General features: G+C 45.7%; 15 protein-coding genes. 8 read left to right on the top strand and 7 right to left on the bottom strand.

Annotated features, from left to right (window positions below; all coding sequences use genetic code 11):
- The first annotated feature begins 11 nt into the window (after positions 1–11).
- From ACTRWF_RS03335 to ACTRWF_RS03325, 3 genes are all read left to right on the top strand, one after another.
- A complete protein-coding gene (locus ACTRWF_RS03335; protein WP_012517355.1) occupies positions 12–449 on the top strand; it encodes a ZapG family protein in 438 nt (145 codons plus the stop codon).
- 88 nt (positions 450–537) lie between these two features.
- Positions 538–1,899 carry a DegQ family serine endoprotease gene (locus tag ACTRWF_RS03330; RefSeq protein ID WP_015066282.1) on the top strand — a complete coding sequence of 454 codons (1,362 nt, stop codon included), beginning with the start codon at positions 538–540 and terminating at the stop codon, positions 1,897–1,899.
- 298 nt (positions 1,900–2,197) lie between these two features.
- Entirely contained in the window at positions 2,198–3,268 is a 1,071-nt protein-coding gene (locus tag ACTRWF_RS03325; RefSeq protein WP_012517353.1) for a trypsin-like peptidase domain-containing protein, read from the top strand.
- A gap of 72 nt (positions 3,269–3,340) precedes the next feature.
- On the opposite strand, the gene murA is transcribed toward ACTRWF_RS03325, so the two are convergent.
- The 7 genes from murA to mlaF form a co-directional block, all read right to left on the bottom strand.
- Positions 3,341–4,603: a UDP-N-acetylglucosamine 1-carboxyvinyltransferase gene (murA, locus tag ACTRWF_RS03320; protein ID WP_024015749.1), complete on the bottom strand. Its 1,263-nt coding sequence runs from the start codon at positions 4,601–4,603 to the stop codon at positions 3,341–3,343.
- Positions 4,604–4,615: 12 nt separating this feature from the next.
- Positions 4,616–4,873, bottom strand: coding sequence for a BolA family protein (locus tag ACTRWF_RS03315; RefSeq protein WP_012517351.1), 258 nt, complete (start codon positions 4,871–4,873; stop codon positions 4,616–4,618).
- A 29-nt stretch (positions 4,874–4,902) separates the two neighbouring features.
- Positions 4,903–5,211, bottom strand: coding sequence for an STAS domain-containing protein (locus tag ACTRWF_RS03310; protein ID WP_012517350.1), 309 nt, complete (start codon positions 5,209–5,211; stop codon positions 4,903–4,905).
- Complete coding sequence (locus tag ACTRWF_RS03305; RefSeq protein WP_020745393.1) at positions 5,208–5,873, bottom strand: MlaC/ttg2D family ABC transporter substrate-binding protein; 666 nt, start codon at positions 5,871–5,873, stop codon at positions 5,208–5,210. The genes ACTRWF_RS03310 and ACTRWF_RS03305 overlap by 4 nt, the downstream gene beginning before the upstream one ends.
- A gap of 118 nt (positions 5,874–5,991) precedes the next feature.
- Positions 5,992–6,465 carry an outer membrane lipid asymmetry maintenance protein MlaD gene (mlaD, locus tag ACTRWF_RS03300; RefSeq protein WP_012517348.1) on the bottom strand — a complete coding sequence of 158 codons (474 nt, stop codon included), beginning with the start codon at positions 6,463–6,465 and terminating at the stop codon, positions 5,992–5,994.
- A gap of 9 nt (positions 6,466–6,474) precedes the next feature.
- Entirely contained in the window at positions 6,475–7,251 is a 777-nt protein-coding gene (mlaE, locus tag ACTRWF_RS03295; protein ID WP_462835126.1) for a lipid asymmetry maintenance ABC transporter permease subunit MlaE, read from the bottom strand.
- The gene (gene mlaF, locus ACTRWF_RS03290) at positions 7,248–8,048 is read right to left on the bottom strand and encodes a phospholipid ABC transporter ATP-binding protein MlaF (RefSeq protein ID WP_012517346.1); all 801 of its coding nucleotides are present in this window, start codon (positions 8,046–8,048) and stop codon (positions 7,248–7,250) included. Before mlaF ends, mlaE begins: the two co-directional genes overlap by 4 nt.
- 583 nt (positions 8,049–8,631) lie before the next feature.
- On the opposite strand from mlaF, the gene ACTRWF_RS03285 reads away from it, so the two are divergent.
- From ACTRWF_RS03285 to lptA, 5 genes are read left to right on the top strand one after another with little or no spacing between them, the layout of a single operon-like run.
- Positions 8,632–9,588 (top strand): calcium/sodium antiporter, encoded by a 957-nt coding sequence (locus ACTRWF_RS03285; RefSeq protein WP_020745392.1) that lies wholly within the window; start codon positions 8,632–8,634, stop codon positions 9,586–9,588.
- 2 nt (positions 9,589–9,590) lie between these two features.
- Positions 9,591–10,571 carry a KpsF/GutQ family sugar-phosphate isomerase gene (locus ACTRWF_RS03280; RefSeq protein WP_020742942.1) on the top strand — a complete coding sequence of 327 codons (981 nt, stop codon included), beginning with the start codon at positions 9,591–9,593 and terminating at the stop codon, positions 10,569–10,571.
- Positions 10,572–11,120 (top strand): 3-deoxy-manno-octulosonate-8-phosphatase KdsC, encoded by a 549-nt coding sequence (kdsC, locus tag ACTRWF_RS03275; RefSeq protein WP_012517343.1) that lies wholly within the window; start codon positions 10,572–10,574, stop codon positions 11,118–11,120.
- The gene (gene lptC, locus ACTRWF_RS03270; protein ID WP_012517342.1) at positions 11,117–11,695 is read left to right on the top strand and encodes an LPS export ABC transporter periplasmic protein LptC; all 579 of its coding nucleotides are present in this window, start codon (positions 11,117–11,119) and stop codon (positions 11,693–11,695) included. The genes kdsC and lptC overlap by 4 nt, the downstream gene beginning before the upstream one ends.
- Complete coding sequence (gene lptA, locus ACTRWF_RS03265; RefSeq protein WP_020745391.1) at positions 11,664–12,218, top strand: lipopolysaccharide transport periplasmic protein LptA; 555 nt, start codon at positions 11,664–11,666, stop codon at positions 12,216–12,218. The genes lptC and lptA overlap by 32 nt, the downstream gene beginning before the upstream one ends.
- Positions 12,219–12,220 lie beyond the last annotated feature (2 nt).

The raw sequence follows: 12,220 nt of genomic DNA, 5'->3' as shown, positions 1-12,220 counted from the left end.
CGGAGAATATAATGGAATTGTTAGTATCTCTTGCTTTGTTAGTTGTTGGCTTAATTATTGGCTTTTTCGCAGGTCGCTTTTTTCAACAAAAGCAGGGCGCAGGTAATGCTGCACAAACTGAGAAGCAAGTGAAAGAGATCCTCGCACAGCAGGCACAGCATCACATTCATCAAACGCGTCAAAGCTTAGAAAGCATTGAAAGCCAGTGCGAAACGCTAAAGCAACAAATTGAAGAGTACGAAACACTGCTAGAACAAGGCGGTGATGAAGAAGACAGCAAAGTTCCTTTTTACGGGGAACAGGCTACTACCTATTTACGTAATAATCTGAAAGGGTCAGATAAGTCTAAAGTTAATCGTGTTTCTGATACCCAGCCGAAAGACTTCGCAAACTCAGGTTCGGGGTTGTTCGTCGGCGGTTCTGAGCAGAATAACGCAGAAAAACAGTAACATCGGGAACTTTATTACGACGTCGGACTCTTTTACTGAAACCATGCTATGTCGCATATAACATGAAGGAGTGTAAGCGAACATGAAAATGTCTTTCCGCCATTGTCTATTGGCGTCTGCCGTTGTTGTAAGTTCACTGGGCTTTACTGCTAGCACGCAGGCGGCGTTACCGTTCTTTTCTGATTCAAAAGATGAAGTGCCGTCTTTAGCGCCCATGCTCGAAGAAGCTACCCCTGCGGTAGTCAGTATTGCAGTTGAGGGTACGCAGACCTCACGTCAACGCGTACCTGAAATGTTTCGCTACTTCTTCGGCGCTCCCCAAGAGCAAGTTCAAGAGCGCCCCTTTAGAGGCCTTGGCTCTGGCGTTATCATCGATGCCGACAAGGGCTATGTCGTTACCAACAACCACGTAGTCGATAACGCCGATGAAATTACCGTTAAGCTAACCGACGGTCGCGAATTTAAAGCGAAAAAGCTGGGTTCTGATGAACAAAGTGACATTGCGCTTCTAAAAATCGAACCCGATGATTTAAAAGCCCTCCCTCTTGCCGATTCTGACGGCCTGCGCGTAGGTGACTTTGTAGTCGCCATTGGTAATCCATTCGGTCTTTCTCAAACCGTAACGTCGGGCATTGTAAGCGCCTTGGGCCGTTCAGGTCTTAACATTGGCGGTTACGAAGATTTCATTCAAACAGATGCCGCCATCAACCGCGGTAATTCAGGTGGCGCACTGGTTAACCTTCACGGCGAATTGGTTGGTATCAACACCGCTATTTTCGGCCCTAACGGCGGAAACGTAGGGATCGGTTTTGCCATCCCTGCCAATATGATGAAGAGTCTTGTTGACCAAATAGCTGAGTTTGGTGAAGTGCGTCGCGGCCTGCTCGGTATTCTGGGTAGCGATATTGACGCAGGCCTAGCTGAAGCAATGAATGCCGAAGTGAATATTGGCGCATTCGTTAGCGAAGTTCAGCCAGAATCAGCAGCAGAGAAAGCAGGCCTACAAGCGGGTGACATCATTACTGCCATCAATGGCCGTCAACTTCACAGTTTCCAAGAGCTACGCGCGAAAATCGCAAGCATGGGAGCAGGTGCTGAAGTTGAACTTACCGTAATGCGTAAAGGTAAGAAAATGAATGTTGATGTGGTACTTGACGATGCTACCGATACTACGGTTACGGCAGCGCAAATCCACCCGGCCCTTGAAGGTGCAACCCTTTCTAACGGAGCCGATGATGCAGGTAATGCAGGTGTTGTAGTGTCTGATATTGAACGCGGTGCGCCAGCGGCAAGAATTGGGCTACAGTCCGATGACGTTATTATTGGTGTTAACCGAGTGCGCACGTCTACAGTGGCCGAGTTTAGAAATGCCCTTGATGAAGCTAAAGGCGTTATCGCGCTTAACGTGAAACGCGGAAACTCTACTTTATACTTAGTTATTAGGCAGTAGTTTTCATTTAGGTAACGTTTAACTTATTGATCAAACGGCGCTATTAAAGCGCCGTTTTTATTTTTACCTTAGCAATTCAAGGTTTACTGAAACGGTTCGCAAAACCTCTTTCTACAGAAATAACCAGACTCTTTGAGTTACACAAAATTTGCGTTTCATTACGGTAGTTTAGTGAATAAAGTGATATCCTTTACACTAATAAAGATAATTCAAGAACGTTGCGCTTTTAATTTGTGAAGTAGTACCCCAATAACGGTACGTATGGAGTAAGTGCGACAGACAACAATAAGTGTGACTTGTGACTGGCCGCTCAATAATAAACTTCTTACTAAAATCTGTGATCCTCGGCGTTGCCGTTGCTGCTTTGCTATTGATTTTTTTACCTGAGCTTCGCCAAGGTAAAGGTCTGGCACAAGGCTTCTTTAACGAGTCATCCGTTAGCGCTAGTCGCGAAAGCTACTTTTCTGCGTTAAGCCGCTCAGCACCTGCTGTGGTCAATATCTACAGTGTTAGCATCGAAAATGGCTCGGGGCTATTTCGCAATCAATCCCGTGGGCGCACCAATCTGGGCTCCGGGGTTATCATGACAGAAAACGGCTATTTGCTTACCTGCCATCACGTAGTAGCGGATGCCGACAGTATCTATGTAGCAGTGCAAGACGGGCGTATACTAGAAGCGCAAATTGTGGGTACCGACCCACTAACCGACCTCGCAGTGTTAAAAGTTACCGCTGATAACCTACATATTATTCCACAAGTCGCTGAACCTGATACCCACGTTGGCGACGTCGTCATGGCAATTGGTAACCCGTTTGATTTAGGCCAAACCATTACTCAAGGTATTGTAAGTAGAGCTGGTCGTAACGGGCTTTCAAACTACGTAGACTTTATCCAAACCGATGCGGTGTTGAACCAAGGAAATTCCGGCGGTGCATTAGTAGACAGTAACGGTATTTTGCTAGGCATTACCAACGCCAACTTCCAGGTACTTGATTCAAATAACCGTGTTCGCAACGTAGACGGCATTAACTTTGCGGTACCTTACGAGTTAGCCAAGCGCGTAATGGATGAAATTATTAGTAACGGCAGAGTTATACGCGGCCAGCTAGGCTTTGTGGGTGGAGAGAACCGCAACCGCCCTGGCATTGATGTGTCAGCGGTAGCGAAAGGTAGCCCTGCTGACGTGGCGGGTATACGCCCAGGAGACATTATAGTGGCAATAGATGGCGTACGCTTAGAAAGTGCATCGAAAACGCTGGATATGATTGCTGAAACAGAACCTGGCACAGAGCTTGAAATTGAATTGAGCCGCGATGGGCGTTCGTTAACACTTACCGCTACAGTGGGTGAGCTTCGCGCAGGGCAATAGTAATAAGGCACGAAAAAAGCGCCTCGTAGGATATACTGGCGCTTTTTTTAGCATTCTTATAAGTTGTGGGTATTACTCTTTAACGCGCTCAATAATGGCACCCAACCCGCCTAGCTTTTCTTCTATTGCTTCGTAACCACGGTCTAAGTGGTAAATGCGGTTTACATGAGTTTCACCTTCGGCAATAAGCCCCGCTATCACTAAGCTTGCCGACGCGCGAAGATCTGTTGCCATCACGGGTGCGCCTTTAAGGCTTGAGCTGCCTTTCGATACCGCAGAGTTAGCTTCAAGCGCAATTTCAGCCCCCATACGCTGCAGTTCAGGTACGTGCATGAAGCGGTTTTCGAAAATCGTTTCCGTAATTACGCCCGTGCCCTCGGCAACACAGTTTAAGGTAACAAACTGCGCCTGCATGTCGGTTGGAAATGCCGGGTGCGGTGCGGTTTTAACTCTTACAGCTTGAGGCTTCCGCCCTTCCATGTCGAGTTCAATCCAGTCTTCACCTGTGGTAATTTTTGCTCCGGCTTGTTCTAGCTTATCAAGCACGGCATCAAGAGTATCTGGCGCAGCATTTGTGCAGCGAACTTTGCCACCTGTGACGGCAGCCGCCACTAAGAAAGTCCCTGTTTCAATGCGATCAGGCAACACGGCATAATCACAACCATTGAGTGTTTCCACACCCTCGATAGTAATTTTATCGCTTCCGGCACCGCTAATTTTAGCGCCCATCTGAATAAGGCAGTTTGCTAGGTCAACAATTTCCGGTTCACGTGCTGCGTTTTCTAGGATGGTAGTACCGTCAGCCAGTGCCGCTGCCATCAGTAAGTTTTCCGTGGCGCCCACGCTCACCATATCCATAAAGATACGCGCGCCTTTAAGGCGACCATCAACTTCAGCGCGAATATAACCTTCGTCCACTTCAATTTTTGCGCCCATTTTTTCAAGGCCAGTTAAATGAAGGTTTACAGGGCGAGCTCCAATGGCACAGCCACCCGGTAATGATACATTTGCTTTACCCTGCTTCGCGAGAAGCGGGCCTAGTACTAAAATTGACGCACGCATAGTACGCACAAGATCGTAAGACGCCGTTACGCTTTCAAGTGTACTGGCATCTATAACAATATCGTTAGGAGCAGGAAGCGCAACTTCAACGCCTAGCTCACGCAACAGCGCGGTAGTAGTGTTAATATCGCGAAGGCGAGGAACATTGGTATAGCGACAAGGAGAGTCAGTAAGCAAACTTGTCATCAACAATGGTAACGCCGCGTTTTTAGCGCCGGAGATACGCACAGTTCCGTTTAAGGCTGGGCCTTTTTTAATTACGAGTTTATCCACGAGCAGCGCCTATTATTGAGGAATATTAAACTGGCGCTCACGCTCCCAGTCTTTCACTGAAAACGTCTTGATAGTAATTGCATGCATACTACCGTCTGCAATTTTATCCGCCAAAGGCGCATACACGGCCTGCTGGCGCTTTACGCGACTCATTTCATTAAACGCATCGCTCACTGCAATGATATTAAAATGCGAACCTTCACCTTTTACGTGGACTTCGTGAAGATCTAAGGCATCTTTCAAGATTTTTTCAATTTCAGACAATTCCATAACTTACTTCTTTATTCGCTAACTGGTGTTTATTCTACGGGTAAAAAGCCATCGGCGTTGCTAATTTTTGCAAGCTTGTGCAACTTTTCCGGCATTTTATGAAGGGTTATGCTAACACCATTTTGCTTTGCATCCCTAACGGCATTAATAAGCCAAGCTAAACCCGCACTGTCTGCACGCTCTACATCGCTCAAATCAACTGAACAACGTTGGTTTTGAACTAACGTGTTGCGCTCACTACTCGCTAGGCTTTCCCAGAAGTTTTTAGACAGCGTATCACGGTCAAGGTGACCGTGAACAACCACGTCACCTTTATCGTTTACCTCAAATAGGCTCACTCAGCCTCTCCCTTGATTTCGATAGGCTCGTCTTGCTTAAGCTCCACAGGCTTACCAATTTTATCGCGCATTAGCGCAATAACCGCATCAATGCCTTCTTGGCGCAGGATTGACTCGAACTCGCTGCGTTTGCTGTTAAGCATGCTGATACCTTCAGCAACCATGTCGTACGCTTTCCATTCGTTGGTCTTGCTGTCTTTGCGCACTTTAAACGCTATTTTAATTTCCGGGCGTTTTGGATCTTGGACCACGGCGCGTACTGTCACCGACTTTTTATCATCAAACGATGATTCAGGCTCAAAAATAACTTCTTGGTTATCGTAGTAACCCATTGCTACCGCATACGTTGTTACCAGATACTGACGAAATACGCTAATGTACTCCCCCATTTTTTCCTGCGGCACAGACTTAAAATGCTTACCTAGCACCATAAAAGCGGCAAATTTGTAATCGATATGCGGAACCAGTTCTTCTTGCATAATAGTACGCAACATTTCAGGGTCAGCTTTAATTGCATCTTGGTTAGCTTTAATGCGGTCAAAGGTTCGGTTTGCCACATCTTGAACAAGTTCATAAGGGTTTTGCTCGTTCACGTCTTGTGCATTGGCTACACCCGCTACAGACATCATAAAGATGCCAATTGCTACCATAATTTTTTTCAAAATATCTCTCCTAACTTCAAACTCTTTTAAGCAGACCTGACAATTATCGATTTTGTTTCATCAAGCCTCTGTAATTTTTAAGCGACGGCTTATAGCTCATCCGTCGCGGTTGCAATAACTAGTCTTCGTCGCTACCGCGGTTAAATAAAAACTGCCCGATAAGGTCTTCCAGTACTAATGCAGACTTTGTATCTTGAAGGTAATCGCCGTCTTGTAGGTTAGCGACGCCATCAAAAGAAAACCCAGGCTGGAAACCTACGTACTGCTCACCGAGTAAACCAGAGGTTAAAATAGACACCGAACTGGTTTCAGGAAAGCCGTTGTATTCATTTAAAATAGACAGCTCTACCACCGGCGTGAAATCTTCTTGGTCGAGTGAAATTGATGAAACTCTCCCTACTGTTACACCACCCACTTTTACCGCTGAACGTGGTTTTAGGCCGCCAATATTGTCGAACTTCGCGTATAAGGTATAGGTATCGCCTTCGGTAGCCACCGTTTGGTTTGCCACTTTAAGTGCCAATAATAACAATGCACCTATAGTAAGCATGACAAACACACCAACCATTACTTCCGTTTTATACTTACTCATTCCAATCCCCTACTCGATACCAAACATAAGGGCGGTTAGCACGAAGTCCAGCCCTAATACTGCTAATGATGAATAGACTACCGTTTCAGTAGTCGCTTTGCTGATCCCTTCCGACGTTGGAACAGAATCGTAACCTTTAAATATGGCAATCCACGTCACAACCAAGGCAAACACGAGGCTTTTTATTACGCCGTTAATGACATCTTGGTTCCAATCCACCGTTGACTGCATGATTGACCAGTAGCTGCCGGCATCAACGCCAAGCCAGTCGACACCTACTAAATGACCGCCTAAAATACCAATCGCACTGAAAATAATGGCAAGCATTGGCATAGCGAGCATGCTGGCCCAAAAACGTGGGGCAACGATACGCCTTAGTGGGTCTACCGCCATCATTTCTAAGCTACTCAGCTGTTCAGTGGCTTTCATTAAGCCTATTTCTGCGGTCAATGCAGAGCCTGCTCGACCTGCAAACAGCAACGCGGTAACCACCGGCCCGAGTTCCCGTAAAAGAGACAGGGCCACCATGGGGCCCAAACTTCCTTCAGCGCCATAATCAACCAAAATGGTGTAGCCTTGTAGGGCCATAACCATACCGATGAATAGTCCCGACACCATGATAATAAGTAGCGACTGTACACCGACCACATAAAGCTGTTTGATTGTCAGTGGAATATTTTTAGCTCTAGGAATCGCGATTAGTGCGCCGAATAACATAAGCGCCGCACGGCCAATCGCCGTTATCTTGCCTATGGTCTTGGCCCCAGTTGATTGAAAGAACTTCATTTATCTGCTCCCAAAAAACTCGTTTTTAAATCAGGCGCAGGATAATGAAAAGGCACGGGGCCATCCGCTTTTCCTTTCAAAAACTGTTGAACCAGTTCGGAGTCACTTTCTTTAATTTCTTGGGCCGTGCCTTCACCAATGACGCGTTTGTCGGCCAGAATATAAATGTAGTCAGCAATGGTGAGCACTTCTGTTACATCATGAGTTACGACAATGCTTGTTAAGTTAAGCGCATCATTGAGCTCGCGAATAAGCTTCACCAGTACTCCCATCGAAATAGGATCTTGCCCGGCGAAAGGCTCATCGTACATAATTAAGTCAGGGTCAAGCGCGATTGCGCGAGCGAGTGCTGCACGTCTTGCCATACCGCCTGAAAGTTCACTTGGCATTAATTGAGCGGCACCGCGTAAACCTACAGCCTGTAGCTTTAATGCGACAATCGTTGCAATAATATCTTCGCTTAGTTTGGTGTGCTCTCGAAGAGGAAATGCCACATTATCAAATACGCTCATATCGGTAAAAAGCGCGCCGCTTTGAAATAACATGCTCATTCTACGTCGGGTTTCATACAGCGATTTTCTCGACATGGAAACAATAGAGTCGCCATCGAACTTAACGTCGCCTTGATCTGGCGTTAACTGCCCGCCGATAAGGCGCAACAAGGTGGTTTTACCTATTCCACTTGGCCCCATTACCGCGGTAATTTTACCTTTGGGTACCTTAAGCGAAATCTCATCGTAAATGATGCGATCGCCACGCTTAAAGGTTAGGTTATCTACTTCAACTAAATGATCCATAGTTACTTAAATGTCGACCCCTGACGTAAGTTTATGGCTGTAAGAATCATACTCACGGCCTACTTTAATATTTATTAAGTGAATACAAGCAACCTGAGTATTCAATTTCTATGCCTGCGGCACCTATTGCCCTTAAAGTATACTCAATAGTGTACTTTAAGAACACAAAATACCGAGAAAGTTTACTCTGCAGTGTAGTTTATTAACCCAACCGGCTAATTCTATTTACTAGGCGGTGTAATTTTGTGGCATTGTACGCGTTTTCAAGACCCTCGCCAAAGTCAAAAAGTTACAAGTTATGTTCGATTAAGACGAATGTAAGGTCTTTCGGGTTTAAGTGCGGCCTGCCTAAGCCCTGCGAAACAAGCGAAGCAAATCCCCACACGCAACTCCTATCCTATTTCCCTGTTTATTAACTGAAACTGAATGTGGTATTTCTACTGCCTGCCCCCGCGTCTAATGTCCTCTTCAGCGGGAATTTACGGCATTTAACCCTATTTGCTAAAAATAAAGCATTGCGAGCATAGGCAAATGGCACTCTTTTTGCGACAATCAAGCGAAATACTTTTTATTACAGGTTGTTGTGCTTTTAAACATCGTCATTTTTATTGTAGGGCTGGTTATACTGAGTTGGAGCGCTGACCGTTTTGTATACGGTGCTTCGGCATTAGCAAAAAACATTGGCATATCTCCAATGATGATTGGGTTAACGATTGTCGCTATGGGATCTTCGGCACCTGAAATTGTGGTTTCTGCCATTGCCTCTGCGAATGGCAATATGAATACCGCCGTAGGTAATGCATTAGGCTCCAATATAACGAATATCGCTCTGGTGCTAGGCATTACCGCGCTAGTTAAACCGCTACTAGTGTCATCTACAACGTTAAAGCGTGAACTCCCTGCTCTTCTTATCATCTCATTAATTGCTATTGGCTTTATGTTCGACGGCGAACTCAAGTCTTACGAAGGAATTATCTTGCTGGGTCTATTCATTTTCGTGCTGGCAATGATGGCATGGTTGTCACTACAGGTTGATAAAGAAGACCCCCTTGTTGCAGAGACCGCTGATGAGATTCCAAAAGGCGTATCTAATACCTCTGCGCTGATTTGGATAGGCGTTGGTCTTGTTGTATTACCTTTAAGTGCACACTTTTTAGTAAACTCTGCGGTAGAAATTGCGCGATATATGGGAATATCAGACCTAGTCATAGGCTTAACAATAATCGCATTGGGCACAAGTCTTCCTGAACTTGCTGCGAGTATAGCAGGCGTATTAAAGGGTGAAGACGACCTAGCGCTGGGCAACATAATAGGCTCTAATATTTTCAACTTGCTGGCTGTGCTAGGTATGCCTGGCCTCATTGCTCCCGGTTTATTAGACCCCGACGTTTATAATCGCGATATGTACGTTATGTTAGGTTTAACGCTATTACTGTTCCTGTTCAGTTTCGATTTAATAGGAAAGCGTACAATATCAAGAACAAACGGATGCTTATTTCTGGCCTGCTTTATCGGCTACCAATTTTGGCTGTTCGGATAACCATGAATACACAAACTCAGATGAACTATATCGACTCGGCGAAGCGCGTTATTGAAATTGAAACGCAGGCCATTGCCAATTTAAGTGAGCGTTTAAACGACGACTTTATTACAGCCTGCGATATTCTTTTTGCCTGTCAGGGAAAGGTTGTGGTTTGCGGTATGGGGAAATCTGGGCATATAGGTAATAAAATTGCCGCCACGCTGGCTAGCACAGGTACACCTGCTTTTTTTATGCACCCTGGTGAAGCCAATCACGGCGACCTAGGAATGTTGGGCAAAGGCGATGTTTTATTAGCCATATCCAACTCTGGTGAAACCAATGAGCTTGTAAACTTATTGCCTGTAGTCAAACGCTTAGGTATTCCAGTGGTAGCCATGACCAACAGTGCTTCAAGCTCGCTAGGGCAGCATGCTGATGTCATCCTTGATATTAGCGTTGAGAAAGAAGCCTGTTCACTTGGTCTAGCTCCAACTACTAGCACCACGGCTACATTAGTAATGGGGGATGCGCTTGCCGTTGCGTTACTTGACCAGAAAGGGTTCACGTCTGATGATTTTGCGTTATCACACCCTGGGGGAAGCTTAGGGCGTAAACTGTTGCTTAAGGTGCGGGACATCATGCTAACTGGCAGTGATATTCCGCTTATCGAGTTAAACGCATCGGTGGCTGATGCTTTGCTCGAAATTTCTAAAAAAGGGCTAGGAATGACTGGGGTGCTTGACACTGATGGTACCCTAACAGGCGTATTTACTGACGGTGATTTACGGCGCATTTTAGATGCTCGCATTGACGTACATAGCGCAACCGTCGAAAGTGTTATGACCAAAGGCGGTAAAACAACCACAGCCGAACAACTTGCTGTCGAAGCATTAAACTTAATGGAAACTCATAAGATTAGTGCATTAATGGTCACGGATAACGAGCGCAAACCAGTGGGCGCGTTTAACATGCATATGCTACTTAAAGCTGGAGTGCTATAAATGACAACAACCTTGTACACAGAAATGGATGACGGGCTTTTCGATGCGCTGGCTAACGTTAAGTTATTGGTATGTGATGTGGACGGCGTGTTTTCAGACGGTCGAATTTATTTAGGCAACGACGGTGAAGAACTGAAAGCTTTCCATACTCGTGATGGTTATGGGGTGAAAGCCCTAGTCAGTAACGGTGTTAACGTAGCGGTTATTACCGGGCGTCGTTCCGCAATTGTAGAAAACAGAATGAGTGCGCTCAACGTAGCCCACATTATTCAAGGTGAAGAAAACAAAGCTGACGCATTGAGCACATTGATAGAAAATCTTGGTTTAAGCGCTGACGAGGTTGCCGCGGTGGGCGACGACATGCCTGATACCGGCATGTATAAGCATGTGGCGATTAAAATAGCGGTTGCCGACGCACACCCTTTCGTGGCAAAACAAGCGAACTGGATAACCACCTTGCCAGGCGGATTTGGCGCGGTGCGCGAGATATCAGATACTATTTTACACGCCAAAGGCGTAGCGAATGAGATTTTTGGAGCAAGTGTATGAGCCAATTTGGCTTTAATCGCTTAGGCTTAAGTATATCGGCGCTGTTTATCTTGGCGTTGCTGATGTATGTACCTACGTGGATGGAAGAGCAGCCAGAATCACAAGGCAGCAGCGAGAATGGCGCCTTAAAACCTGCCTATAAAGCGAAGAACTTGACCACTACCCTTTACAACCAAGAAGGCGAGTTAAACCACAAGGTATTTGCCGAATCAATGGAGCACTACGACCAGCTAGGTTTTGTATTGTTCCAACAGCCCAAGTATACACTGTATACTGAGAACGCTACGTCTCCTTGGGTGGTGACGGCGCAAGAAGGAACGCTCTACAACAACGATCTGATTCAATTAGAAAACCAGGTTGTTATCGAGAACCAAACCAGCGATGACTTTGTCAAAAGCCTCTCAACCGAATACATTCAGATTAATTTAGACACCAAACAAATGACATCTGATCAAGTCGTTGAAATACAGGGTACCCAATATGTCATTTTGAGCAATGGGTTTAACGCGAATTTACGCACACAAGAATACGAGCTTTTAGATCATGTACAAACCACTTATTCCCCTAGCAACTAGCCTTTTACTTGTCATCGCTAGCGGTGCGGTAAACGCAAGCGAAGATGATTTTTCGCAGCCCATTAAAATAGGCTCAAATACTCAATTTATCGACGGTAAAAATAAAACGGCGTTGTATAAAGAAGATGTACTGATTACCCAGGGTTCGCTGGTAATTGAAGCCGACGAAGTGGAAGTTATCGCGAGTGAAGGTAGTGGCCGCGAAATTTTTATCGCCAGAGGAAAGCCAGCCAGTTATTCTCAAACACTAGAAGACGGTACTCCGGTGTCTGCTAAGGCAAACGAAATTCGTTATGAGGTGATCAATCGCACGATTTCTCTTTCAGGAAACGCGGAACTTCAACAAGACACCAGTAAAGTGCAAGGTGACAACATTACTTTCGACATGATTACTGAGCAGTTACTTGCTACTGGTGGTGCGGGCGAAAATGGAGAAGGTCGAGTGACTACGGTATTTACTCCTGAATCCATTCGCAAGGCATCATCGAAGAAAGAAGATAAAGACAGTGGGGACAATCAATAGCA

This window comes from Alteromonas sp. G5_S2_22_S1, from assembly GCF_054968525.1.
Note: the sequence above shows the minus strand (reverse complement) of the source record. Positions and strands in the feature narration are given on the sequence as shown.